Raw genomic sequence first — 25,707 nt, 5'->3', positions numbered from 1 at the left:
TAATCCGCTTCGACGAAACCTGACAATTCGATGACATCGGGTGTCGGGATGCAATGCGGAAAAATACAAAATCAGTTTCGCGAGCGGCGTCATATTGTCTTCAACCGATTCTATAGCCAGCAATTCATCGCAACTTACAAATATCAGGAGCACAGACGCATGAACAAGCCAGTAGATCTTCCCGTAACCGCCATCGATCCGGATGACATCGGTTACAACGAATCCTCGAATGCACATTTCAGCTCGATTCTGAATGCACGACTCAGCCGTCGCAGTCTGCTGCGCGGTGGCGCGGCTTCCGCTGCCGGCGCGTTGTTCGGTTCTCTCGGTTTGTCCGCCTGCGGTGGTGGCGGCGGCGGTGGCGGTGATGATGCCGCTACAGGTGAGAAACTGCTCAACTTCAACGCTGTTGCATGGAGCAAGGACGACATCGTCGTTGTTCCGGGCGGCTATACGGCAACCGTACTCTATGCATTAGGCGATCCGTTGAAAGGCACAACAACCGATTTCAAGAACGATGGCACGGACGCCGATTTCGAGGATCGCGCAGGTGATCATCATGACGGGATGGAATGGTTCGGTCTCTCGGCCGCTGATGCGCCGTCGACGAGTAGCACCAATCGCGGCCTGCTGGCGATGAACCATGAAGCGACTTCAAATTCCGGCACGAAAACTTCTTATTTCCTGCATGCAGATGGAGGTACCAATTCGACGTCGCGCCCGAAAGCCGAAGTCGATAAGGAAATGAAAGTACATGGCGTATCCATCGTCGAAGTGAATCGCACTGGCAGCACATGGACTACGAAGAAAGATTCCACTTTCAACCGTCGCATCACGCCATTGACACCAGTTGAACTTGATGGCGTGGCAAGCGGCAACGATTTGCTGAAAACCATCTATGCTCCCGGCGGCACCACCGCACGCGGCACCATCAATAATTGCGGAACCGGCAAAACGCCATGGGCAACGCTACTGACCGGTGAAGAAAACTGGAATGGCTATTTCGTGCGTGGCGCCGATACCAATCGTGTCGATACCAGTACGATCGCGCTGTCCCGTTACGGAATCGGAAAAAACAAGACGTCCCGCCACGCCTGGGAAAGCGGCGATACAACCGACGAATACAAACGCTGGATTCTCGATCAAACTGCCGGCGCGGCAGACACCGACTTCCGCAACGAAATGAATACGTTCGGCTATATCGTCGAAATCGACCCGTATGACAAAAACCGGGCGATCAAGAAGCGTACCAGCATGGGTCGTTTCAATCACGAAAGCGCCGCCTTCAGCAAACCGGTCGCAGGACAACCGTTGGCCGTCTACATGGGCGACGACGTTGCAAACGAGTATATCTACAAATGGGTATCGACCGCGGTCTGGGATCCGCTCGATGCGAATCCTGTCGACCGTATTGCAACGGGCGACAAATATCTGAATGACGGTACGCTGTATGCCGCCAGATTCGATCTCGACGCCGGCGGAAACGGCATCGGCGAATGGCAGGCACTGTCACTTGCAAATCCGGACGTGGCAGCAGGTTTCAACGGCTACACATTCGCGAATCCCGGCGATGTTGCCATCAATGTCCGCCTCGCCGCTGATGCTGCACTGGCCACGCCAATGGATCGTCCTGAGTGGTGTGCCGTGAACCCGGCAAACGGAGAAATCTATTTTACGTTGACCAACAATAGCAGTCGTCGTGCTGTTCCTGCGGCGCCACCCAGCACGCAAAAAGCACCTAACGCGGCCAATCCTCGTACCTATACGGAAGGTTCTTCGAACGGCAATGTGAACGGACATATCGTTCGTATCAAGGAAGATACCGGCCCTGCTTCGTCTACATTTACATGGGATGTCTATCTGTTCGGTGCGGAACAAGGCGCTGACCTGGCTTCGATCAATCTGTCCGCTCTCACCAAGGATCAAGACTTCTCCAGCCCTGACGGCATCGCATTTAGCCATTCCACCAACATTTGCTGGATTCAAACAGATGACGGTGCTTATACGGATGTCACCAATTGCATGATGCTGGCAGCATTGCCGGGACAAGTCGGCGATGGCGGTCCGACAAGCATCGCCAATACCGACGTTACCGGCACCATCTCCGTGGACACTGTTGTCGGCGCAAAGGCGACGTCTGGAACGTTGAAGCGTTTTCTGGTCGGGCCAAAGGATTGCGAGATCACCGGCTTGTGCGAAACGCCTGATGGCAAGGCATTGTTCGTGAACATTCAGCATCCTGGAGAAAGCACGCCTTTTTCTGCCTTCGGCTTGCCCGGCAATCCAGCAGCCTATCTGAGTCATTGGCCCGGCAACGCCGGCTACGGCGCAGGTGGTGCGTTGGCCCGCCCGCGTTCGGCAACAATCGTCATCACGAAGGACGACGGTGGACGCGTCGGTAGCTGATGAGAAATGACAGATGGTGAATCCAGAACACCGTCTTGATGAAAGCGTCCTTCGGGACGCTTTTTTTATGAACAAGCCATGCGCCTTATCCGTTGTTTTTCCGGCATGCGCACGCGTTATATAGGGAGACGCCATACAATTCATGCTGACACATCGCCTCATTCATTCTCTTCCTTCATGATCAGCGCATCCCGTTTCCGTCTCGCCGCCACGCCATTTTTGTTCATCCTTCTTGGCGTGATCTATGCGTCGTGGGCGGCGCGTATTCCGGCGATCCGTGATGGTTTGCTGCTGAGTCCGGCGCAGCTCGGTATTGTTTTACTGGGCGGCGGTTTCGGCGCAGTGGCGTCGTTTCCGCTGGCGGCTGGCCTCGTTGCGAAATTCGGCGCGCGGCGCGCGGCCTGGTATGCGGGATTGGGATTGATCGTGATTTTGCCATGTACCGCGCTGGCGCCGAACATGTCGTTGCTGATGATGACGGTGGTCGGGCTGGGCGCAGGCTCCGGGTGCTTCGATGTCGCCATCAATGCCATCGGTACTGAAAATGAAAAAGCTGCCGGACGTTCAACCATGTCGCTGTTGCACGCATGGTTCTGCGTCGGCACCCTGTCGGGCTCATTGCTTGGCAGCTTGATGGCGGGCATGGGCATCACGCCGTTCGTGCATTTCCTCGGTGCATCGCTTGCTCTGCTGATACCGCTTTTTATCGCGTATCGCGCCCTGCCGCCGGATCATGTCGCATCGGAAAAACCGCATGAGCTGTTTGCCATCGCACACGGTCCGGTCATCGCACTTGGCATCATCGGTTTTTGCGGCGCCGTGGCGGAAGGTTCCATCGCCGACTGGAGCGGCGTCTTCATGAAAGACCATCTGCACGTGCATGACGGTGTTGCGCCGCTTGCGTTTGCCGGCTTCGCCTGCCTGATGTTGCTGGCGCGCCTGGTATGCGATCCGTTGAAGGATCGGTTCGGTGCACGCCGCGTGGTGTCGATCGGCGCGTTGCTGGCTGCGATCGGCATCTTCATTGCCGTGCTGGCAGTGAACGTGCCTGTGACGCTGATCGGTTTTGCATTGGCTGGCGCGGGTCTGGCGTCGGTTTTCCCATTCATGTTCAGTGCAGCCGGACGGCACGGTTCGACAGCGCTGGCTGCAGTGGCGACGTTCAGTTACAGCGGCGGCCTGATCGGACCGCCGGCTGTCGGGTTCCTCACGCAAGGCTGGGGATTGCAGGTCGGTATTGCCTTCATCGGCGTGCTGGCGATCGGCATTTCGATTTCGGCAAGCCGGGCAAAGTGGCTGGAATAGACCACCGTTGTCCTCACATACGCAACCAGCCGCGCTGCTGTGCATGGTGCAACGCGATGCCGGCAACGAATCCGGCGCCGACGTTCCACATGCACAACGCCGCCGTCAGCAACACGACGAGGCGACCATTGCGTTCCGCGGGAAGTACGCTGCTGCCGAGTGCCAGTTGCATGCCGGTCAGGAACAGGATCACGCCCAGCACGGGGGCAGGAAAAAGCCGGAACAGCAGATCGACCGAGCCACTGAAGAAAAACGCCAGGATCAACAGCACGCAACCCAGGATGACCGGCGCACCGCCGGTGCGTGCGCCGAACGCAATGTGGCCCGCCATGCCGCCGGCACCATGACACATCGGCACGCCTCCGACCGATGCACTGAACAGATTCATGAGGCCGGTCGAAATCGAGATGCCGCGTTCCGTCACTTGTCGTTGCGGAAAAAGACGGTTGTTCTCTTCGCGGATCGCGATTACAGCATTACCTAGCGTCAGCGGAATCTGCGGCAATGCCAGTAAAACAGCACCGACAAAAAACTGGTTCCACGACAAATCGGCCAGGGCAAATGTCGGCACATGCAATGACGCGCCCTGTTGCGTCAATGTTGTCAGCAATGCCGGATTCTGCATCGCACCGACCGCGATGCCGAACGTCAGCAGTACAAACATCGCGGGGATTTTTCGATTGCCCATCAGCAGCAAGGTACCGACGCCACCGATGACTGCGATCAGCCAGTCATGCTGCATCATTCGCACGCCTTCCAGCATGAAGCCGAACCCCAGGCCGAACACGATTCCCGTCACGACGGTCGGCGGCACCAGCCTTGTTACACGCGAAACGATTCCGTTCATGCCGAGCAACAACCAGATCGCGCCAGTCACCAATGCGGCACTGTAGACAGCGCCCGGCGTAACGACCGCGGTCTGTGCCGCCTGCAAGGCCGCTACCGCGCCGATCGCCTTCATCGGTTGCACAGGAAACGGTGTCCGGTAGTACAAGCCGCAAACCAGCATCGCCGCACCGAACGCGAACAATATGCCGAAAGGATCCATTTTCAGTACGCCGATATAGGCGGCAACGAACGGAATCAGCGTGCCGAGATCACCGAATGCACCCGCCCATTCCATGCGGTCGTAGCGATTGCGCATCGGGGTTTCATCAGGAGGAACGACAGGTTTACTCATCGGATGCGGCGTCAGGCAAACGCGTTATGAAGGAATTATTCCGCATCCGCCCACACCGCAAATTCGTTGCCGCTTGGTTCGCAAAAATGAAATCGGCGGCCGCCCGGAAACGAAAATATGGGTTTCACAATCTGTCCGCCGGCGGACGAGATTTTTTCCAGGGTATCTTCAAGATGCTCACTATAGAAAACAATCAACGCGCTTCCTTTATCGGACTTCGCAACCAGGTCCGATTTGAAAAATCCTCCATCCAGTCCCTGACCCGAAAAAGCGGCATAGTCAGGTCCGTAATCCTCAAAGGACCAGTCGAACGCCGTCTGGAAGAAGGCTTTGGTCGCTTCCAGATCTCTCGACGGATATTCGACGTAATTGATTTTTTCGTGGATTGGCATATTGAACCTTGTGTGAAGCCAAGTCGGCGTTGACGGTCCGATCATGACTTGGCCGATGATATCAATAGATGTCGCATCATCATAGAAGGGCTTGTATGTGTCGCTGAAATTCGCTGACTTCCACACGGCAATTTACGCCCCTTGCTTGCTGCTTCACGGCTCTTGTGTCAGCATCACTGCCTGTCGGCGCGCTGCCGGCAATTCATTCTGTCAGGGCAGGCAAACATGATTTTTCGCAATAGCGGTGTACCGAGACGTTCGTGGTCGGAAACGCTCAAGGTTTATCTCGAAACCGCTACCCTGCGCATGCTGTTTCTCGGCTTTTCCGCCGGTCTGCCGCTGATGCTGGTATTGGGCACTTTGAGTTTCTGGTTGCGCGAAGCCGGCATCGATCGCAGCACCATCGGTTACCTGAGCTGGGTCGGTCTTGCCTATGCATTCAAATGGATGTGGGCACCGCTGGTCGATCGCCTGCCGATTCCGCTGCTGACAAAATGGCTGGGACGGCGCCGCAGCTGGTTGCTGCTGTCTCAGGCCGCCATCATGGCCGGACTCATCGGCATGGCGTTCAACGATCCGCATACAGGACTGGAGCCGATCGTCTGGTGTGCATTGATGGTCGCATTCGGCTCCGCCACACAGGATATCGCGCTGGACGCCTTCCGCATCGAATCGGCCGACACCGATCGACAAGCGGCACTTGCGGCCAGTTACCAGACCGGCTATCGCCTTGCCATGATCTGGGCTGGCGCCGGCGTGTTGTGGATCGCGGCGCGCGCCGAAGTTGCCAGTGCAATCGGCTATCAGCAAGGCGCATGGAAGGTCGCGTATCTGGTGATGGCGGCATCGATGCTGGTCGGCGTGATCACTGTATTGTTTTCTGCCGAACCGGTACGACGCATCTTGCCCCCGGCAAAAAACATGGCGGCATGGCTGGACGATGTAGTGATCGGTCCGTTCCGCGACTTCATTGTTCGCTATCGCTGGCAGGCCGCGCTGATTCTGGCGTTGATCGCGATCTACCGCATCAGCGATGTCGTGATGGGCATCATGGCCAATCCGTTCTACGTCGACATGGGTTACACCAAGGACGAAGTGGCGGCGGTCACGAAAGTGTTCGGCATCGTGATGACGCTGGCCGGTGCATTCATCGGCGGCGCGCTGTCGATGCGGTTCGGCATGATGCGCATTCTCGCGCTGGGCGCCGTGATGAGTTCGGCCAGCAACCTGCTGTTCGTCTGGCTGTCTGGTCACGGCCATGACGTGCAGGCGCTGGTACTCGTGATTTCTGCCGACAATCTGGCGGGAGGCATTGCGAGTGCGGCGTTCATCGCCTATCTGTCGAGTCTGACCAACATCAGCTATTCGGCGACGCAATATGCGCTGTTCAGCTCGATCATGCTGCTGCTGCCGAAATTCCTGGCCGGCTATTCCGGTGCCTATGTGGATGCGTTCGGCTACGCCAGCTTCTTCACCGGCACGGCGCTGCTCGGCATTCCGGTGATCGTGCTGCTGTGGTTCGCCGCCCGGATTGTTCCGCCGCAAAAGCAGCCGGAACAATCCGGCGACACCGCCTGATCAGATTTTCTTGCGCAGACGGAATACGGCGAGACTGCCGCGGAAATTGGGCAAAAATTCCACCGGCTTGCCGTCGTCCAGCGCCTTGCATTCGACGACTTGCAAGCCGACTTCTTCTGCCAGCTTTTCGAAATCCTTGATCGTCGCGCAACGCAAGTTCGGCGTGTCGTACCAGTCGTAAGGCAAGCTCTTGGAAACCGGCATGCGGCCGCGCAGCAACGCAATGCGATGCGGCCAGTAGGCAAAATTCGGGAACGACACGATCGCATCGCGACCGACACGCGCGATGTCACGCAATACGCCTTCGACATCCTTCATCATCTGCAGTGCAGAAAGACAAAGAACCGTGTCGAATGCATTGTCTTCAAAAATCGCCAGGCCCGCCTCCAGATCGCGCTGGATGACGGAAACGCCACGCTCCACGCACTGTGGAATCTTGTCGTCGTCGATTTCGATACCGTAGCCGGTGCATTGCTTGTCAGTCTGCAGATACTGCATCATCACGCCGTCGCCGCAACCGAGGTCGAGCACGTGCGTGCCGTTGCCGATCCAGTGGGCGATGAAGGCGAGGTCCGGACGCAGCATGCTTAATTCTTCAAACTTCATGCTGCCGCTCCCTGTTTCGAATCTGCACCGTCGATTTCATTCTGCATCCGCGCGAAATACGAACGCACGACATTCATGTAACGCTGGTCGTCGAGCAGGAACGCGTCATGGCCGTGCGGCGCATCGATTTCCGCATAGGTGACGGTACGACGGTTGTTGACCAATGCCTGCACGATTTCATGACTGCGTTCCGGTGCAAAACGCCAGTCCGTGGAGAACGACACCAGCAGGAATTGCGCACGCGTGCCGGACAATGTCTTCGTCAGATCGCCGCCGAAATCCTTGGCCGGATCGAAGTAATCGAGCGCCTTCGTGATCAGCAGGTAGGTATTCGCGTCGAAATATTCGGAGAACTTGTCGCCCTGATAGCGCAGATACGATTCGATTTCGAAATCGATGCCGTAACCGAACTGATAGGCGCCGGAACGCAGATCGCGACCGAACTTCGCCGCCATGTCGTCATCCGACAAATACGTAATGTGACCGAGCATGCGCGCCACCCGCAAACCGTTTTTCGGCACCACGCCGTGCGCGTAGAAATCGCCACCGTGATAATCGGGATCGGTCAGGATGGCCTGCCGCGCCACATCGTCGAATGCAATGTTCTGCGCCGTCAATTTCGGCGTCGAAGCGATGACGATGCAATGACGCAGTCGTTCCGGAAACAGGATGCTCCACGACAGCGCCTGCATGCCGCCAAGCGAGCCGCCCATCACCGCTGCGAATTGCTGAATGCCAAGCGCATCGGCCAGACGCGCCTGCGAACGCACCCAGTCTTCGACGGTAACCACGGGGAAATGCGCACCGTACGGTTTGCCGGTCGCTGGATTGGTATGCATCGGCCCGGTCGAGCCGAAGCAGGAGCCGAGATTGTTGACGCCGATGACGAAAAACTTGTCCGTATCAAGCGGCTTGCCCGGGCCGACCATGTTGTCCCACCAGCCGGTGGTACCGGCATCTTCGCCGTAGCTGCCGGCCACGTGATGCGATGCGTTCAAGGCGTGACAAACCAGCACCGCATTCGAGCGGTCTGCATTCAGTGTGCCGTATGTTTCATACACCAGCGTGTAATCGGAAATCTCCGCGCCGCTCTGCAAAGCCAGCGGCGCTGAAAAAAACATCGATTGCGGTGAAACGATTCCGAGAGAGGTCATGTTTGTCTATTCACGAGAAGCGTGTCTTGCGCGCCGTCGCAACTTGCAACGAATTTGCTGCGACACCGGTTTCTCCGGTACTTCAAAAAGCAAAAAGCCCGAAAAGCTGTTCGCTTGCCGGGCTAAATTCGAGACTCTGATTCGAGCACGCTTTAGCCGTATTTATTATGCGCCCGCAAGCTGATGTCAAATCGGCGCAATGCCATAAGAATAAACAACTCGCCCCGCGCCGTCAAACGCCTGCTGCCGCATTGCCCTTCCGTGTCGGAGATGCAAAAAAGGCAATCAACCGAAAACGTGCGTCGCGCGTTGAACCGCATGCAGGAACGGCCATTCGATATTTCGCAACAATGCCTTTTCCCCGCCGGTGCTACACTCGGCCGTCACTGCAACGCAAACCAAAACAGGATTGCGGACGCTTTTTTGTGCCTGCTGCCATTGAAGAACATCGTCGCAATGAATCATCACCAGACTGCATCCTTTCCACTATTCCCATGCCTGAGCAGCGACCACACTTCATGCCGCGCAGCACCTCAATGAATACGCTGCCGCCGGAAGAAAAGCCTCGCCCGCAGTCGCGCACCGATCTGTTCATCTCATTCACCCTGCTGGCGTTGCAGGGATTCGGCGGTGTGATGACGGTCGTACAGCGCGAGCTGGTCGACAGAAAAAAATGGCTGACGACCGAGGAATTCGTCGAAGACTGGGCCGTCGCGCAAATCATGCCCGGACCGAATGTCGTCAATCTTTCCATCATTCTCGGTGGCCGTTATTTCGGTTTGACCGGTGCACTGGCTGCGTTCTTCGGTATTCTGAGCGCGCCGCTGGTGCTGATCCTCGTCATCGCAGTCCTGTATGCGCCTTATGCGCATCATCCGGATGTCGCTCACGCATTGCGATCGATGGGTGCGGTAGCGGCCGGACTGATTCTGGCAACCGGCTTGCGGCTGGTACGTGCGCTGAAAAGCAATCCACTTGGACCGTGGGTGTGCGGCCTGCTCGGCGCCGCCTGCTTCACTGCCGTTGCATTACTGCGTGTTCCGCTGGCCTATCCGCTGCTCGGACTTGGCCTGTTCGGTTGCGTACTCGCTTACTGGAAACTCGGACGATGAACGAGACGCTTCATTTGTCGATGCATGTGGCCGACTGGCTGCAACTGTTTCTGCATTATCTGTCGCTGTCATTGTTGTCCGTCGGCGGCGCCATTGCATCGGCGCCGGACATGCATCGCTATCTGGTCGATGACCAGCATTTACTGACCGATCCGCAATTCAGCGCATCGATCACGATCGCGCAGGCAGCGCCCGGACCGAACATTCTGTTCGTGGCCTTGATGGGATGGAACGTCGGTCTGAACGCCGGCAGCATGGTGACCGGGCTGCTTGGCATGGCATTGACGATGGTCGGCATGCTACTGCCGAGCACGGCATTCACTTACACGATGACGCGCTGGATTCATCGCAATCGCGAGTTGCGACCAGTGCGTGCATTCAAGTTGGGGATGGGACCGGTCGTGGTCGGGCTGGTTCTGGCAACCGGCTGGATTCTGGCCAGCGCCCACGACACACCGTCGCAGGATTGGCCGTTATATCTGGTGACACTGATTACCGTGGTGATGGTATTGAAAACCCGCATCCATCTTTTGTGGCTGCTGACAGCGGGCGCGGTGCTGGGCTGGTTCGGACTGGTATAAATACGCGCCTTTACTGCCACCGCTCTTACAGCACCTGCAAACGCTCCACCGCTTCGGCAATTGCCTTCGGCTCGAAGGTGCGCACGATCTTGCGCGTTGCCGGTTCCAGCATGGTCAGATCGCTGTTGAGGATTTCGTTCTTGACTGCCAGCAGTTGCGCCGGATGCATCGAGAATTCGCGCAAGCCCATACCCAGCAAAAGACGCGTCATGCGCGTGTCGCCGGCCATTTCGCCGCACACCGAAATGGGCACTTCCGCCTTGGCCGCCATCGCGATGGTCGTCGACAGCAGATACAGCACAGCCGGATGCAGCGGATTGTACAAATGCGCGACCTCGTGATCGACGCGATCGATTGCCAGCGTGTACTGAATCAAATCATTGGTACCAAGCGAAAGGAAATCCAGCCGCTTGATGAACATTGGCAACGCCAGTGCCGCCGCCGGAATCTCGATCATCGCGCCGATCGGAATGGCCGCATCGAACTTGATTTTTTCTGCACGCAACTGCGCCTTCGCTTGTTCGATCATCGCCATGGTCTGGTCGATTTCGAACGCATGCGACAGCATCGGGATCAGCAGCTTGATCGGACCGAATGCGGACGCCCGTAGAATTGCACGCAATTGCGTCATGAACATCTGCGGCTCGGCCAGGCAATACCGAATCGCGCGCAACCCCAGTGCCGGATTCAACGAAGTCTGTTCGTCCTCGTCGATCGGCTTGTCGGAACCGATGTCGAGCGTGCGAATCGTGACCGGACGGCCCTTCATCGCAATGACCGCCTGCTTGTATGACTGGAACTGTTCTTCTTCGGACGGCAGCCTGGTCGCCGGCGCGGTGCGTCCCATGAACAGGAATTCGGAACGGAACAGGCCGATGCCATGCGCGCCACCTTCCAGTGCATGCACACAGTCATCCGGAAATTCGATATTCGCCAGCAACGTGACTGGCGTGCCGTCGATCGTTACCGACGGCATTTTCTTGAGCTTGCCAAGCTTTTTGCGATCGCGCAGCTGGCGCGCCTGCTTTTCGCGATACTGATCGAGAACAATCGGCGCCGGATCGACCACCACCACACCGGCGTCGCCATCGATAATGATCCAGTCGCCCTGATCGATCAGCGTCGATGCAAACGACACGCCGACAGTAGCCGGAATATCCAGGCTGCGCGCAACAATCGCAGTATGCGAGTTTTGCCCGCCGACATCGGTGATGAATCCGCTGAAGGAGCGATCGCGGAACTGCAGCATGTCGGCCGGTGAAATATCGTGCGAGACGACGATCATGTGTGGCGCATCGCCATCAACATTTTTCGGAAGCAGATTGGCGCTGCCGGTCAATTGCTTCAGCACGCGCTCGCCGACCTGCTGGATATCCGCCTTGCGTTCGCGCAGATAGGCGTCCTCGATTTCCTCGAATTGCGCCGACAGCTCCTCGATCTGCGTGACCAGCGCCCATTCGGCGTTGTAATAGCGCGTACGGATGATGTCGAGCGGCATGTCGGCAATCATCGGGTCCGACAGGATCAACGCATGCACATCGATGAACGCGCCCAGTTCGGCCGGTGCGTCCTTCGGCAGGTCATTCCAGATGGTTTGCAGTTCGGTACGCACGGCAGCCAGCGCACATTGCAGGCGTGATACTTCTGCCTCGACCTGATCTTCACCGATCAGATAATGCTGGACGTCGAGCGCTGCCGGTGCGAGCAGGTGCGCGCGACCGATTGCGATGCCGCGCGATACAGGAATGCCGTGGAGCGTGAATGAAGTCGTCATCGAAGTCGGTCTGGATCGATCAAGCGTGAAGCGGTAAACATAAGGCGCGATAGGGAGCGCGACAACCCTGCGCCAGACAATGCATCTTGCATGCTCATCCAGCCATTCGCCGCGAACAAGACCTTGGTCAGGCCTTACTCACCTTCGCCGAATTTGTCCTGGATCAGCCGTTCGAGTGCTTCGAAACACTCTTTTTCATCCGGGCCGTTGGTTTCGAGCGTGACTTTCGCACCCTTGCCGGCAGCCAGCATCATCACGCCCATGATGGATTTGGCATTGACGCGGCGCTTGTTGCGCGTCATCCAGACTTCACTCTTGTACTTGGCGGCCAGTTGCGTCAGCTTGGCGGATGCACGTGCGTGCAGCCCAAGCTTGTTGATGATTTCAATTTCCTGTTCGATCATTTTTTCTTATGGCTATTGTTCAATTTTAATTCGGCGAAAGCCGGATGCGGTTGTCTACCCTGACCGCACCTCCCTGACCGCCCGCGAGCGCCATTTCCACAACAACATCGAGTGTATCCTGCCGATACGTGATTGCGCGCAGCAACATCGGCAAACTGATGCCGGCGATGACGGCAACATTGTCGACGTTGCACAAACCCAGCGTGCAGTTCGACGGCGTGCCACCCATCACATCGGTGATCACCAGGACGCCCGAGCCGTCATCCAGCTTGGCAATCGCCTGCTTGGCAAGACGTTCCACTTCATGCGTATCCTGATCGGCATTGACATCAACTGCAGTCAGCCGTTCCGGACAGGCATGGAACACATGAGTCGCGGCCGCAATAAAGGCCTGACCCAGAGGTGCATGCGTCAACAACAGGATACCGACCATCAGTTCATTTCATCCGAAAAATTTCAAAACCGCATTGCTTCCACATCAGGCGACTTGCCTTTCAGCAAGCTGCGAAACGCATTCATGTGTTCCAATTTCCACCCTGTTTTTCCAGCGCATCGACAAACATCACGGCGACATCGAAGCCGGTCTGCTGCTTGATTTCCTGAAAACAGGTCGGACTGGTGACGTTCAATTCCGTCATGTAATCGCCGATGGCGTCCAATCCTACCAGCAACAGTCCGCGTTTCAGCAGAACCGGCGCCAGTGCCTCGCCAATTTCACGATCGCGCGCCGTGATTTCGCGCGCCACGCCGACACCGCCGACCGCGAGATTACCGCGAATTTCAGTTCCTTGCGGAATGCGCGCCAGACAGTACGGCACGACTTCGCCGCCAATCAGCAGAATGCGTTTGTCGCCCTGCGTGATTTCGGGAATGTAGCGTTGCACCATGATGGTCTGACGGCCGTTCTGCGTCAGCGTCTCGATGATGGAACCGAGATTCATCGCATCATCCTTGACGCGGAAAATCCCGGCGCCGCCCATGCCGTCCAGCGGTTTCAGAATGATGTCACGATGCTGCTGGTGAAAGACGCGCACACGCGCCGCATCCGCGGTCACCAGTGTCGGTGCAATGAATTGCGGAAACTGCGCAATCGCCAGTTTTTCGTTGAAGCTGCGGATCGCCTCCGGCTTGTTGAAAATACGCGCACCCTGATTCTGCGCCAGCTCCAGCAGATAGGTCGCGTAGATGTATTCCATGTTGAACGGCGGATCGGTGCGCTCCAGTACGCCATCGAATGCCGTCAATTCTTGCGCCACCGGCGTATCCAGCCGATACCAATCGTCCGGATCGCCGGTCAGCGTGACGCGCGCAACATTCGCTACGACTTTGCCCGCTTCGAATGCCATGTCCCTGTGCTGGAAAACATGGACCTCATGGCCGCGACGATCCGCCTCGACCATCATCGCGTAGGTCGTGTCCTTGTAGATCTTGAAGCCGTCCAGCGGATCGGCGATAAAAGCCAGTTTCATGCAATGCGTCCTGAAAAATCGTGCCGCAGTGCCGGATCGTGCAAATGCATCCAGCGAATGTTCCATTGTGCCATCAACCGGATTTTCCGATATGACGTCACATGACGGGCATCAATACACTTCCGGGTTCGGATCGGTTTTTTCCATTTCCAGCGAAGCAGCCAGCAGAGCCAGACGAGCGACCACACCATAGATGTAGAAACGGTTCGGCGCAGCAGTTCCCGGCTTGGCCTGGTAATCCGGCAACGCATGCTGATGTGCAAATGCCAGCGGGACGAAATGAGCGCCCGGCGCATTCAGGTTTTCGTGATTGCCGCGATCGGCATGCACACGATAGAAACCGCCCACCACATAGCGATCGATCATGTAGACAACCGGCTCGGCAACCGATTCGTTGATGTGTTCGAAGGTTGGCACGCCTTCCTGAATGATGACGTTGGTCACCTCCAGTCCGTCCTTGACGACGGACATCTTGTTGCGCTGCTTGCGGTTCAGATCCTTGACTTCGCTCGCGTCGTGCACGGTCATGATGCCCATGCCGTAAGTGCCGGCGTCCGCCTTGACGACGACGAACGGTTTTTCCTTGATGCCGTATTCCTTGTACTTCTTGCGCATTTTTGCCAGAAGCGTATCGACATTGGCGGCCAACCGGTCTTCACCGACATGGTCGTTGAAATCGACATCGTCGCATTTCATGAAAAACGGATTCAGCATCCAAGGATCAACGTCGATCAGCTTGGCGAATTTTTTGACCACTTCGTCGTAGGCGGCAAAGTGGTTGGTCTTGCGGCGCACCGCCCAGCCGGCGTGCAAAGGCGGCAGCAAATTCTGCTCGTTGACGTTTTCGAGAATGGACGGCAGGCCCGACGACAGGTCGTTATTCAGCAAAATCGTACAGGGATCGAAATTCTTCAAGCCGACACGGCGACCGTTGGCCGAACGCTCAAGCGGTTCCAGCGTCAAGGTGCTGCCATCCGGTAATTCGATCGGCGTCGGTTTGGTGACGTCCGGCGACAGCGAACCGAGGCGCACATTCAGGCCGGTCTGGCGGAAGATCTGCATCAGACGCGCAACGTTCTGCAGATAAAACGTGTTGCGCGTGTGCCCTTCAGGAATCAGCAACAGGTTCTTGGCATCCGGACAATATTTTTCGATGGCCGCCATCGCAGATTGCACAGCCAGCGGCAGCATTTCCGGCGAAAGATTGTTGAATCCGCCTGGAAACAGATTGGTATCCACCGGTGCCAGCTTGAAGCCGGCGTTGCGCAGATCGACCGAGCAATAGAACGGCGGCGTATGCTCCTGCCATTCAAGCCGGAACCAGCGTTCGATGGCTGGCGTGGCAGTGAGAATCTTCTTCTCCAGATCGAGCAGCGGACCGTTCAGGGCGGTGACGAGGTGCGGAACCATATAAACCTTTTGCTGAAACTAGTGTGATTGACGCTTGATTCTAAACGGGAAAGTCCGATCGCGCCCCCGAATCCGATTGATCCGGACTATGCATATCAGGGTTGTAATGCAGAATTTAAACCCCATGCCCCAAAGGCACCATAAAAAAAGCGCCCCACAAGGAGGCGCTTCCGGAAAACCCGCTTGCGCGGGTTGGGAGAAGAAATGGCGGGTACGAATTAAGAGTGATATGCCGATTCGCCGTGGCTGGTGATGTCCAGACCTTCGCGTTCCTCTTCTTCCGGCACGCGCAGACCGACGATCAGGTCAACCAGTTTGAAAGCGATGAACGACACGATACCGGACAAAATCACCGTGACGATCACGCCTTGTGCCTGAATCCACACTTGGCTGGCGATCGAGTAATCCGGCGTGACTGCATTCGCCACATAGTCCCAGACGCCGCTGCCGCCGAGCGATGGCGATGCGAACACACCGGTCAGCAATGCGCCGAGAATACCGCCCACACCGTGTACACCGAACACGTCCAGAGAGTCATCGGCACCCAGCATGCGCTTCAGGCCATTGACACCCCACAGGCAAACCACACCCGCAACGAGACCCATTACCAGTGCGCCCATCGGACCGACAAAGCCGCAAGCCGGCGTAATGGCGACCAGACCGGCAACTGCACCCGATGCTGCACCCAGCATCGAAGGCTTGCCCTTGGACATCCATTCAGCAAACGTCCATGCCACGGTTGCCGCAGCGGTCGCTACCAGCGTATTGACGATCACCATCGCCGACAAGCCGTTTGCTTCCAGGCCCGAGCCTGCATTGAAGCCGAACCAGCCGACCCACAGCAGCGAAGCGCCGATCATGGTCATCGTCAACGAGTGCGGTGCCATCGATTCCTTGCCGTAGCCGACGCGCTTGCCGACAACATACGCGCCGACCAGACCGGCGATTGCCGCGTTGATATGCACCACCGTGCCGCCTGCGAAGTCGAGTGCGCCTTTTGCGAACAACCAGCCGGCCGTTGCGGTTGCAGCCTCGGCAGCAGCAGCGTCGGTGTACGCATCAGGACCGGCCCAGAACCAGACCATGTGCGCCATCGGCAAATACGAGAACGTGAACCAGATCACCATGAACAGCAACACGGCGGAGAACTTGATGCGCTCTGCGAACGAACCGATGATCAGGCCGCAGGTAATTGCCGCAAATGTCGCCTGGAATGCCACGAAGCTGAGTTCCGGAATCACGACGCCTTTGCTGAATGTTGCTGCAACGGTATCGACGGTGAGGCCTTTCAGGAACAATCGATCGAAGCCACCGATGAAACTGCCGCCTTGCGTGAACGCCAGCGAGTAGCCGTAGATACACCACAACACGACGATCAGCGAGAAGACCATGAAGATCTGCATCAGGATCGACAGCATGTTCTTGGAGCGAACCAGGCCGCCGTAGAACAGCGCCAAACCCGGGATCGACATCATGATGACAAGGATGGTGGCAATCGACATCCATGCCACGTCACCCTTGTTCGGAACCGGTGCCGGTGCGGCGGCCGGCGCTTCTGCAGGAGCAGTTGCAGCCGCCGGTGCCGGTGCTGCGACTGCCTCTGCAGCAGGCGCTGCGGCGTCCTGCGCGAATGCCGGCGCCCCGAATCCGACGGCGAACAGCAAGGCGCCCGCCGCAAGAGCGCTTGTGAACATTTTCTTGATACTCATTTCATTCCCCTTAAAGTGCTTCGCTGCCGGTTTCGCCGGTACGGATGCGGACGACTTGTTGCAGGTCATAGACGAAAATCTTGCCATCGCCGATCTTGCCGGTACGTGCGGCCGTTTCGATTGCCTCGATCGCGCGATCGACGATTGCATCATCGACTGCTGCCTCGATTTTCGTTTTCGGCAAAAAGTCGACCACGTATTCCGCACCGCGATACAGCTCGGTGTGCCCCTTCTGGCGACCGAAGCCTTTTACTTCGGTCACAGTGATGCCTTGCACGCCAATCTCGGACAAGGCTTCACGCACCTCATCCAGCTTGAACGGCTTGATAATTGCAGTGATCAGTTTCATGCTCGCCTCTTGTTGATTAGAAGGATTTGCTGAGGGTCAGAACCGCGCCGGTTTTGCCGTTGAAGTGCGTGCTTCCGCTGTCTTTCACATAGGAATAAGCGTCTCTCTCTGCATCGGTGCCAACCACAGCCAGCGATACCGTGACGAGCGGGAAGGTCTTGGTCACGCCGACCTTCCAGTCGGTGTAGCTGGCGTCAACCGGTTGATCACCCTTGATCTTTTGATGACCGGCGTGCAGGTTCAATGCATAGCCATCGACAATATCGAAGTTGGCGTTTGCTTCAATGTAATTACTGTTTTTGCTGTCATCGAATCCGAAAGCATTGGTAACGGCGTGCGAGTACTTGACCGATACGGGACCATAACCAATCGAACCATATACTTCAGTCGTGTCAGGGTTGACGCCCAAACCGCTGCCTGGATAGAAATAGCGCAGAACGCCGACATCATAGGAAACATCCTTGACGATCTCGCCGCGGATACCGCCGTACAGATCGTATTCGATGTCGCTGTCGCCGCCTGCATCGTCAATCCACTTGATGGAAGAAGCCCAGGTGCCTACATACAAACCAGTCGGGGTGTGGGTGTAATCAACACCGCCGGAAATCGCAGGATCACCATGTGTTTGCGAAATACCACGGAAACGATAGTCAGTCGAGAATGCAGCATTAAACGCGAACTGATGCTCTGGCGTAGGAGCAGCCGCTTCCTGTGCGTGCGCGACATTGGCACCAAATGCTGCCGATACGGCGACTGCAAGAATCAGTTTTTTCATGATATTCCCTTTAAAGTTAAATGTAGAAACCAGACTTAGATTTGTCCTCGCTTCACATTTAGCAGAACTCATGCCAGCTTAATTCTCCAGATGTATTATCATTTTCACCATGAAGCATGGTGCTAAAGGCGTTTTGGAAATAACCTTTTCAATGCACCTTTATGGGTATGCACCGTTCCCGGGCAGAATGTCCGCAATTGCACCTTGATGGTGCCGAATCACACTTGAATCATCACTTTTATAGGGCCACGCCATGGAAAAGTCCACTTTTATCAACGACATGCAAAACAAGATTCATAAAGTGCTGGAAAACTCACCAGCAAAGGACATCGAAAAGAATCTCAAAGCGATGATGAGCCAGGGTTTTGCCAAGCTGGATCTGGTGACCCGCGAAGAGTTCGACGTGCAGTCACAAGTGCTGGCCAATACCCGCGCCCGACTGGAAGCGCTGGAAGCGCAAGTCGCCACACTGGAAGCGCAACTGAAAAAATAAAATGCCGTCGCACTTCTTGCGATGGAAACGCATGACGTTCTCCCGCGTACGGTGCGCGGCATTTGACTGAGCTTTCGCCACGATAAAGGTTGCAGCATGCGCATGAGCGATGAAGAGTACTTCCGCAGTTGCGTTTCGCAGGAACGCCGGCTGGCGTATCTGCTGGGCTGCCACAATATAGAAGAGCTCTACGAAAGCGCCGGCACGCTATGGGAAGGAACTCGCGCGCTGCCTAAATGGACGCGCGACTGGCAGGCGTGCGGTCCGTTGCTGTCGGAATACGCACTTGCCATCGATTACCGGCAAAAGGAAGAGGATCCGAACGGCAAGGCAATTCATATCGGCCACACCGTCGTCCATCTGTCGGACCATCCATCGCATGATCAGGCTCTGCGTTACGCAATCGTCAAGGCCGTCATCGCGCACCTGGAGCATCTCCAGCACCGGAAACACTGCGCAGGCTGAGTCGCCCGTTTAAATTGGGTGATACAAGGAATGGAAGTCAGGCCGGCAGATTATGCGGCGGCCTGTTGCGCGCTTGCCTTTCCGGTCAGGGCGTTGCAAGAAAATCGATCGTAGCGCCACCAATTTCTCACGCCTGAACAGCATCACAAGCTCACCCCATCCTCGTTGCGCCATGAATATGGGATAGCACTTGCATTTCCCTTATTCAATACTTCCATCTTGGTTCTTCAAGGCACATAAATTCTCGATCGTGCGGGAAGAATCAAAAAGCGTACACCGCTGAACGCTTGAGACCTCGATCCTGCCGCACATAGTCTGGTGATCAGTCCCGTCATCGTTCATTCGTAACACCAGACATCGCACGCGGACATTCATAAATCAAGGGAACGCAATGAGCCTCGCTGTTCTGACAAGCCGTGCCTTGGCCGGCATGCAAGCACCCGAAGTTGTCGTGGAAGTTCATCTGGCCAATGGACTCCCCAGTTTTACGATCGTGGGCTTGCCGGAAACCGAGGTCAAGGAATCGAAAGATCGTGTGCGCGCGGCTTTGCAGAACGCCGGCTTTGAATTCCCGGCACGCAGGATTACCGTCAATCTGGCGCCCGCCGATTTGCCGAAAGAATCTGGTCGCTTCGACTTGCCGATTGCGCTCGGCATCCTCGCCGCCTCCGGCCAGATGCCGGCCGATACACTTGATCACTATGAATTTGCCGGCGAATTGTCGCTGTCCGGTGAATTGCGTCCGATTCGCGGTGCGCTTGCCATGACGTTCGCCATGCATCGCAGCGACAACCGCAACGGCAAACAACGCGCATTCATCCTGCCGCGCATGAATGCGGACGAAGCAGCACTCGTCAACGATGTGACGATTCTGCCGGCCGATTCGCTGTTGCAGGTATGTGCCCATTTCGCCGCACGCGATCCTGATGCCCGACTGACACGCCATGTCGCCTCGCCGCACACCGCGCGCCCCGATTATCCTGATCTCGGCGATGTGAAAGGGCAGGCGCAAGCGAAGCGCGCTCTCGAAGTTGCTGCGGCCGGATCGCACAGCCTGTTGATGGTCGGCCCTCCCGGCACCGGCAAATCCATGCTTGCATCGCGCTTCGCCGGCATCCTGCCGCCAATGACCGATGACGAAGCGCTGGAATCAGCGGCGGTGCAATCGCTGACCAGCGGTTTCACGACCGCACGCTGGAAAGTTCGGCCGTTCCGCTCACCGCATCACACGGCATCCGGTGTCGCACTGGTCGGCGGCGGTGGCACACCCCGACCGGGAGAAATTTCGCTCGCGCATCGCGGTGTATTGTTTCTCGATGAGTTGCCGGAATTCAGCCGCACCGTTCTTGAAGTGCTGCGCGAACCGCTGGAGTCGGGAAAGATCACGATCTCGCGTGCGGCACGTCAGGCGGATTTCCCGGCGCATTTCCAGTTGATCGCCGCGATGAACCCGTGTCCGTGCGGCTTCCTCGGCCATGCTTCGAATAAATGCCGATGCACGCCAGACAGCATATTGCGTTATCAGGGGAAAATTTCCGGACCGCTGCTTGATCGCATCGACATGCAGATTCAGGTCGGCGCATTGCCGCATGAGGAGCTGGTCAAACAGTCTGCCGGCGAACCATCATGTCAGGTCGCACAACGTGTGGCGACGGCATCGTCGCGCCAGCTAAAGCGCCAGGGAAAGCACAACAATCTGTTATCCGGCGGTGAAATCGATGTGCATTGCCGGCCGGATGCGAGTGGCGAACAACTGTTGCGCACGGCAATGACGCGTCTGAACTGGTCGGCCCGCGCCTATCATCGCGTGCTGAAAGTTGCACGCACCATTGCGGATCTGGCCGACGCTCCTACCATCGCACAACCGCATGTTGCGGAAGCGATCCAGTATCGCCGGGCCATGCGAGAACAATAGGAAAATCTGCACACCCGATCAGCAGCGATTATCGCTTGCGCATGCCCTCGGCGATTTCCGGCTCGCCTTTCGGATACGGATGCAGGCAGTATTCACTGTTGATCTGTCCGCTCATCTGCGGCAAAAGTCCCTTGATCCGATAAACGATCGCACCGGAGAAAACAACCGGCCCATCGACAATTCTTGGATCCTTCAAGGTACTTTTTTGCAGGCAGGCTTTCGCCGTGGTGTCGTAAAGCGTTTGCCATGCCTCGGGGGAGGAAGCCATGGCGCCGCTCGCGGCGGCTGCCAGAATGCCGGTCAACAGAATGCGTTGCATGCTTTTTCCTTTCGTGAAAAGAATCGACGGCGTTGCTGCACTTCATTTTCTCATCGCAGGTGATGAGATGTTGACCTCTGCCGACTGGCGAGGTTCCTTGCGGCGGTCGTGATTTATGGCATCTGCCCGCTGTCGAATGCGAGCACGTTCCACGTCACCCCGAGACGTACATCTGTTTTCAGCGTGACCAATTTGCGCGACATTTCCAGTTGCGCACTATCCTTGCGCAAGCGTTCGCCCATTGCGTCTTTCAGAATGCCGGCACCGGACATGATACGGTCGATGCTGCCGTAATTCTGCAACAGTCGGGCTGCAGTCTTGACACCGACTTTTGATACGCCAGGGACGCCGTCTGCGGCATCGCCGGTCAATGCCAACAGTTCAGCGAGCTGCGCAGGCGGCACGCCGAATTTTTCCTCCACCCATTTTTCATCGTGCCATTCGCTGCGAAAGTGATCCCAGATCATCGCGCCTGCATCGATCAATACGTGCAAGTCCTTGTCAGTGGAAGCGACAATCGCTTCGCCACGCCCTTCTCCCAGCCAGCGCAACACAGCCGTTGCGATCACATCATCCGCTTCAACTTCGGGCACCGATACCGCCTGCAAACCCCAGCCTGCAAGTTGCGCATAAAAATCGGGAAGGCCATCCTTCAACGCCTGCGGCATCGCATCGCGATGTTCACGGTAGGCCGGATACAACGCGTGACGCCATGTCGGTCCGCCGAAATCGAATGCAGCCAGTACATGCGTCGGCTGATGCATCGACAATAGCTTGCGGAACGATGCCAGCGAATGACGCAACGCAACCTCGGCCTTGATCACGAGATCCGTTTCGGCATTGGCTTCATAAACGCGACGCACGATATTCATGCCGTCGATCGCAAGCAGTTTTCCCATCAATACCCTGTAGTCTGGTTATGCAGAAATGTCATGGCAAACAGAGGCAGATTCTACGCGCGCCAATGCATTGAAGAAATCTTTCTGCATCTGCCCACATCGCTATCTGCCTATCCGGCCGGTGCCGTCGGTGTAACATGACCGTCCCGACGCTTCAGCGAATCGCCTTCACATGAAAACCGTTTTCCCCCGTCTGCTGATTGCCGCGATCGCCTTGACGCTGGCGGCCTGTTCGCCCCAATTCGACTGGCGCGAAATCCGCAGCGATGCCGCGCCTTATGTCGTCGCCATGCCTGCCAAGCCCAGCACATTTTCGCGCAAGATCGATCTCGACGGAACCGAAACCGTGATGACCATGACCGCAGCGGAAGTCGGCGACGTCACGTTCGCGGTCGGCATGGCGGAACTGCCGGATGCCACCCGCGCACAGCTTTCACTGGCAGCAATGAAGACGGCACTCGTCAACAACATTCGCGGCACAGTCCGCCAGGAAAAAGTCTTGACGATGGCGCAAACGCAAACAGCCTCTGGTGGCACACTGGCTGTAACCGAAATCGAGGCGACCGGGCCCGCCAGCGCGGCGACCGGCAACCAGCCGCGCGTCCTGTTTGCCCGATTCGTCGCCAGGGACAAGCGCGTCTATCAACTGGTTGCCACCGGTCCGGAAAAAGCCGTCACACGCGATATTGTCGCGACGTATTTTTCCTCGTTCAAATTCAACTGACGCAGGAATATATCAATCGGCGTTACCAATTGCGGGCACACGACTTGCACAAAATGCATGTCCGTGTCTTCGCTAGAACGCCCGGCGGAATCGTGCTATCGTTTTATCACCGCTTACTAAAAAGGAGGCTGCTCATGTTAATCACGTTCAAGTCCAAAGCTGCCGCCGATGTCGTGATGTACGAAGAACACGCGAACCGGATCCTCGATCTTCTGCACAAGGATCACAAGCTGGGAGTCATCACCGCAGCCGAAACCGCCAACGCCATCAAGCTGCTGGAAGGGGAAGTCACCCTGAGCAAAGCGCATGTTGCATCCGAAGCCATCAAGCGCGACATCCTGGCGCATCACGGTGAAGACGGTGACGACAACGAACATGAGCCTCCGCAGACGGTCAGCTTTTCGTCCCGCGCCTACCCGTTGCTGGAAATGCTGCGGGCCGCACATCAGGAAAATCAGGATGTACTGTGGGGCGTATAACTTCCCGTCGCTGATACGGCACTGACAGCACGTCGACGCGATTGATATTGAACATCGCGTCGACTTCTTTTCCCCCGAATACTTCTTGCGCGCATGCGCGAATGCGATTCTCTTGTCGCCCCCCCCCCGCGCAGCATGTGACATTCGTCATGCACGCACCTTCCCGCACCGTTACAATCACGTCCTTGAACAATCCTCCGTACGGTTGCGGAATTCTCTTTCGCGATCGCACCAATAACCCGGCTTCAGCAAACAACGTGACCATTCCTCATTCCAAGCCGGATTCGCTTTCTTTCAGCCTGCATGGCGCAGCGCAAGCGGTCGCTGCGGTCGGGCGCGGTGTTGCGCTGCCGCAAGCGCTGGCTCAAATATTCGCCAAAACCAGTGCAACGCCACAGGCACGCGGTGCGATCCAGGATATTTCGTATCAGTGCCTGCGTCACATGGGCCGCGCCGAAGCATTGCTCAATGCGATGACCACCAAGCAGACCGAACCGGAAGTGCTGCACGGCTTGTTGTGTTGTGCGCTGGCCCTGCTATCCGATCCGGACGAAACGGGCGACAACGCTCGTTACAACACTTTTACACTGGTCGATCAGGCCGTCACGGCCGCCGCTTCCGATCCGGACATGGCCCATGCCAAGGGCATGGTCAACGCCGTGCTGCGACGTTTTTTGCGTGAACGCGAAGCCTTGATGAAAAGTGCCGCCGGCACGCAAATGGCGCGCTGGAGCTATCCGAACTGGTGGATCGATCGCATGCGTTCGGCCTATCCGCAGGATTGGGAAGCCATTCTCGACGCCGGCAATGTTGCGCCGCCGCTCACGTTGCGTGTGAATCGACGCAAGACAACCGTCGACAATTATCTGGCACTGCTTTCTGCGCAGGGTATCGATGCCAGGCGCATCGGTCCTGGTGCCGTTCGGCTTGCGCAACCGGTACCGGTTCAACGCATTCCCGGTTTTGAAGACGGCCTGGTCTCGGTCCAGGATGCCGCGGCCCAGCACGCTGCATCGTTGCTCGATCTGCAGGACGGCATGCGCGTTCTGGATGCCTGCGCCGCCCCGGGCGGCAAGAGCTGTCACATTCTGGAAAGCGCTGACGTTGCGCTATTGGCGCTCGACAGCGATGAACGCCGTCTGCAACGCATCGAGGAAAACCTGCAGCGCCTGCAACTGCGGGCAACTTTGCAGGCGGGTGACGCCAGCTTGCAGGACTGGTGGGATGGAAAGTTCTTCGACCGCATCCTTGCCGATGTCCCCTGCACCGCATCCGGCATCGTGCGCCGCCATCCCGACATTCGCTGGCTGCGGCGCAAGGGCGATACAACACAGTTGGCATCGATTTCCGCCCAAATCTTGGACAACCTTTGGCAGATGCTGCGGCCGGATGGTAAATTGCTGTTTGTGACCTGTTCTTTATGGCCGCAGGAATCGGAAGCGCAGGCTGCAGCATTTGCGTTGCGCAACAATGCGACACGCTTGCCCGCGCCCGGCCAGTTGCTGCCGACCGCCAATGCCGAACAGGATCACGACGGATTGTTTTACGCGCTGTTCCAGAAAACCGTATTGTGACCTTCGTGATCCATTCAACCGAACACTTATTCTGCCGGCGACCAGCGCCGCTACCTGCGTGAAAAGAAAACTTTCCTTTCCGTTCCACTGGCTGTTTGCCATCTTTCTGCTTGCGTTTTCGCTGCAACATGCACCCGCACATGCAGACGGCATCGACATCCAGCAGGCGCATCTGGAAAGCAGCGACGAAGGCTATCGCCTGTCAGCCAGCTACGAATTCGACCTGAATCGCGGACTGGAAGACGCACTGACGCGCGGCATCCCGCTTTACTTCACCACGGAAATCGAAATCACGCGTCCGCGCTGGTACTGGTTCGACGCGCGCGAAATCGTCAGCTCGCAAACCATTCGCATCTCGTACAACGTGCTCACGCGACAGTATTACGCATCGATGGGCAATCGCCTGCATCAGAACTTTGACTCGCTGGACGATGCGCTGTCGATGGTGCGGCGTCCGAATCGATGGATCGTTGCCGACAAGAATGCACTCAAACCCGGTGCGACTTACGAGGTCGCAGTCCGCATGCAGCTTGACGTCGCACAACTACCGAAGCCGTTCCAGGTCCATGCGCTGAACAGCAGCGACTGGCGCCTTTCCTCGGACTGGGAACGCTTCAACTTCACGGCTGACTGAG

Annotated in this window: 26 protein-coding genes; 12 read left to right on the top strand and 14 right to left on the bottom strand. The window is 57.0% G+C overall.

The window, feature by feature from the left end; translation table 11 throughout:
- The first annotated feature begins 159 nt into the window (after positions 1-159).
- The gene (locus VN114_RS01590; RefSeq protein ID WP_325511298.1) at positions 160-2,406 is read left to right on the top strand and encodes a PhoX family phosphatase; all 2,247 of its coding nucleotides are present in this window, start codon (positions 160-162) and stop codon (positions 2,404-2,406) included.
- Positions 2,407-2,583: 177 nt separating this feature from the next.
- Positions 2,584-3,711 carry an MFS transporter gene (locus tag VN114_RS01585; protein WP_325511296.1) on the top strand — a complete coding sequence of 376 codons (1,128 nt, stop codon included), beginning with the start codon at positions 2,584-2,586 and terminating at the stop codon, positions 3,709-3,711.
- A gap of 13 nt (positions 3,712-3,724) precedes the next feature.
- On the opposite strand, the gene VN114_RS01580 is transcribed toward VN114_RS01585, so the two are convergent.
- Together VN114_RS01580 and VN114_RS01575 are read right to left on the bottom strand one after the other, a co-directional pair.
- On the bottom strand, positions 3,725-4,891 hold the full coding sequence (locus VN114_RS01580; RefSeq protein ID WP_325511294.1) for a putative sulfate/molybdate transporter: 1,167 nt from the start codon (positions 4,889-4,891) through the stop codon (positions 3,725-3,727).
- 35 nt (positions 4,892-4,926) lie between these two features.
- Positions 4,927-5,409 carry a VOC family protein gene (locus VN114_RS01575; RefSeq protein ID WP_325511292.1) on the bottom strand — a complete coding sequence of 161 codons (483 nt, stop codon included), beginning with the start codon at positions 5,407-5,409 and terminating at the stop codon, positions 4,927-4,929.
- Between the two features lie 99 nt (positions 5,410-5,508).
- On the opposite strand from VN114_RS01575, the gene VN114_RS01570 reads away from it, so the two are divergent.
- Positions 5,509-6,861, top strand: coding sequence for an AmpG family muropeptide MFS transporter (locus VN114_RS01570; protein ID WP_325511290.1), 1,353 nt, complete (start codon positions 5,509-5,511; stop codon positions 6,859-6,861).
- Here VN114_RS01570 and metW read toward each other — a convergent pair whose 3' ends face one another.
- The gene (gene metW, locus VN114_RS01565) at positions 6,862-7,467 is read right to left on the bottom strand and encodes a methionine biosynthesis protein MetW (protein WP_325511288.1); all 606 of its coding nucleotides are present in this window, start codon (positions 7,465-7,467) and stop codon (positions 6,862-6,864) included.
- Complete coding sequence (gene metX / locus VN114_RS01560; protein WP_325511286.1) at positions 7,464-8,621, bottom strand: homoserine O-succinyltransferase MetX; 1,158 nt, start codon at positions 8,619-8,621, stop codon at positions 7,464-7,466. Before metX ends, metW begins: the two co-directional genes overlap by 4 nt.
- A 494-nt stretch (positions 8,622-9,115) precedes the next feature.
- Between metX and VN114_RS01555 the strand changes: the two genes are divergently transcribed.
- Together VN114_RS01555 and VN114_RS01550 are read left to right on the top strand one after the other, a co-directional pair.
- Positions 9,116-9,733, top strand: coding sequence for a chromate transporter (locus tag VN114_RS01555; protein ID WP_414694179.1), 618 nt, complete (start codon positions 9,116-9,118; stop codon positions 9,731-9,733).
- Positions 9,730-10,314, top strand: a complete 585-nt coding sequence (locus VN114_RS01550) for a chromate transporter (protein WP_325511284.1) — start codon at positions 9,730-9,732, stop codon at positions 10,312-10,314. The genes VN114_RS01555 and VN114_RS01550 overlap by 4 nt, the downstream gene beginning before the upstream one ends.
- A gap of 25 nt (positions 10,315-10,339) precedes the next feature.
- Here the strand turns inward: VN114_RS01550 and ptsP are convergent, their stop codons facing one another.
- The 8 genes from ptsP to VN114_RS01510 form a co-directional block, all read right to left on the bottom strand.
- Entirely contained in the window at positions 10,340-12,088 is a 1,749-nt protein-coding gene (gene ptsP / locus VN114_RS01545) for a phosphoenolpyruvate--protein phosphotransferase (protein ID WP_325511282.1), read from the bottom strand.
- A 134-nt stretch (positions 12,089-12,222) separates the two neighbouring features.
- Positions 12,223-12,492: an HPr family phosphocarrier protein gene (locus VN114_RS01540; RefSeq protein ID WP_325511280.1), complete on the bottom strand. Its 270-nt coding sequence runs from the start codon at positions 12,490-12,492 to the stop codon at positions 12,223-12,225.
- Positions 12,493-12,517: 25 nt separating this feature from the next.
- Positions 12,518-12,925, bottom strand: coding sequence for a PTS fructose transporter subunit IIA (locus VN114_RS01535; protein WP_325511278.1), 408 nt, complete (start codon positions 12,923-12,925; stop codon positions 12,518-12,520).
- Positions 12,926-13,007: 82 nt separating this feature from the next.
- Positions 13,008-13,961 (bottom strand): glutathione synthase, encoded by a 954-nt coding sequence (gshB, locus tag VN114_RS01530; RefSeq protein WP_325511276.1) that lies wholly within the window; start codon positions 13,959-13,961, stop codon positions 13,008-13,010.
- A gap of 111 nt (positions 13,962-14,072) precedes the next feature.
- Entirely contained in the window at positions 14,073-15,371 is a 1,299-nt protein-coding gene (gshA, locus tag VN114_RS01525; RefSeq protein ID WP_325511274.1) for a glutamate--cysteine ligase, read from the bottom strand.
- 218 nt (positions 15,372-15,589) lie between these two features.
- Entirely contained in the window at positions 15,590-17,080 is a 1,491-nt protein-coding gene (locus VN114_RS01520; RefSeq protein ID WP_325511272.1) for an ammonium transporter, read from the bottom strand.
- Between the two features lie 10 nt (positions 17,081-17,090).
- Positions 17,091-17,429, bottom strand: a complete 339-nt coding sequence (locus VN114_RS01515) for a P-II family nitrogen regulator (RefSeq protein WP_325511270.1) — start codon at positions 17,427-17,429, stop codon at positions 17,091-17,093.
- Between the two features lie 16 nt (positions 17,430-17,445).
- Positions 17,446-18,204 carry a TorF family putative porin gene (locus tag VN114_RS01510; protein WP_325511268.1) on the bottom strand — a complete coding sequence of 253 codons (759 nt, stop codon included), beginning with the start codon at positions 18,202-18,204 and terminating at the stop codon, positions 17,446-17,448.
- Between the two features lie 253 nt (positions 18,205-18,457).
- Between VN114_RS01510 and VN114_RS01505 the strand changes: the two genes are divergently transcribed.
- The 3 genes from VN114_RS01505 (at position 18,458) to VN114_RS01495 (ending at position 21,077) form a co-directional block, all read left to right on the top strand.
- A complete protein-coding gene (locus VN114_RS01505; protein WP_325511267.1) occupies positions 18,458-18,697 on the top strand; it encodes an accessory factor UbiK family protein in 240 nt (79 codons plus the stop codon).
- A gap of 102 nt (positions 18,698-18,799) precedes the next feature.
- Positions 18,800-19,162, top strand: coding sequence for an aminoacyl-tRNA synthetase (locus tag VN114_RS01500; RefSeq protein WP_325511265.1), 363 nt, complete (start codon positions 18,800-18,802; stop codon positions 19,160-19,162).
- Positions 19,163-19,553: 391 nt separating this feature from the next.
- On the top strand, positions 19,554-21,077 hold the full coding sequence (locus VN114_RS01495; protein ID WP_325511263.1) for a YifB family Mg chelatase-like AAA ATPase: 1,524 nt from the start codon (positions 19,554-19,556) through the stop codon (positions 21,075-21,077).
- 28 nt (positions 21,078-21,105) lie between these two features.
- Here the strand turns inward: VN114_RS01495 and VN114_RS01490 are convergent, their stop codons facing one another.
- Complete coding sequence (locus VN114_RS01490) at positions 21,106-21,396, bottom strand: hypothetical protein (RefSeq protein ID WP_325511261.1); 291 nt, start codon at positions 21,394-21,396, stop codon at positions 21,106-21,108.
- Positions 21,397-21,509: 113 nt separating this feature from the next.
- Positions 21,510-22,295 (bottom strand): 5'-3' exonuclease, encoded by a 786-nt coding sequence (locus VN114_RS01485; RefSeq protein ID WP_325511259.1) that lies wholly within the window; start codon positions 22,293-22,295, stop codon positions 21,510-21,512.
- 172 nt (positions 22,296-22,467) lie between these two features.
- Here VN114_RS01485 and VN114_RS01480 point away from each other — a divergent pair, with 172 nt between their 5' ends.
- The 4 genes from VN114_RS01480 to VN114_RS01465 all read left to right on the top strand — a co-directional run bounded on the left by VN114_RS01480 (position 22,468) and on the right by VN114_RS01465 (position 25,706).
- Positions 22,468-23,019, top strand: coding sequence for a hypothetical protein (locus tag VN114_RS01480; RefSeq protein ID WP_325511257.1), 552 nt, complete (start codon positions 22,468-22,470; stop codon positions 23,017-23,019).
- A gap of 134 nt (positions 23,020-23,153) precedes the next feature.
- Positions 23,154-23,498: a DUF1840 domain-containing protein gene (locus VN114_RS01475; protein WP_325511255.1), complete on the top strand. Its 345-nt coding sequence runs from the start codon at positions 23,154-23,156 to the stop codon at positions 23,496-23,498.
- A 257-nt stretch (positions 23,499-23,755) separates the two neighbouring features.
- Positions 23,756-25,072 (top strand): 16S rRNA (cytosine(967)-C(5))-methyltransferase RsmB, encoded by a 1,317-nt coding sequence (rsmB, locus tag VN114_RS01470; protein ID WP_325511253.1) that lies wholly within the window; start codon positions 23,756-23,758, stop codon positions 25,070-25,072.
- A 58-nt stretch (positions 25,073-25,130) separates the two neighbouring features.
- Positions 25,131-25,706 (top strand): DUF4390 domain-containing protein, encoded by a 576-nt coding sequence (locus VN114_RS01465; RefSeq protein WP_325511251.1) that lies wholly within the window; start codon positions 25,131-25,133, stop codon positions 25,704-25,706.
- The last annotated feature ends 1 nt before the right edge of the window (position 25,707 follow it).

Source organism: Oxalicibacterium sp. (genome assembly GCF_035565035.1).
GTDB lineage: Bacteria > Pseudomonadota > Gammaproteobacteria > Burkholderiales > Burkholderiaceae_D > Oxalicibacterium.
The sequence above is the reverse complement of the archived record's forward strand: the minus strand, read 5'-3'. Positions and strand labels throughout refer to the sequence as shown.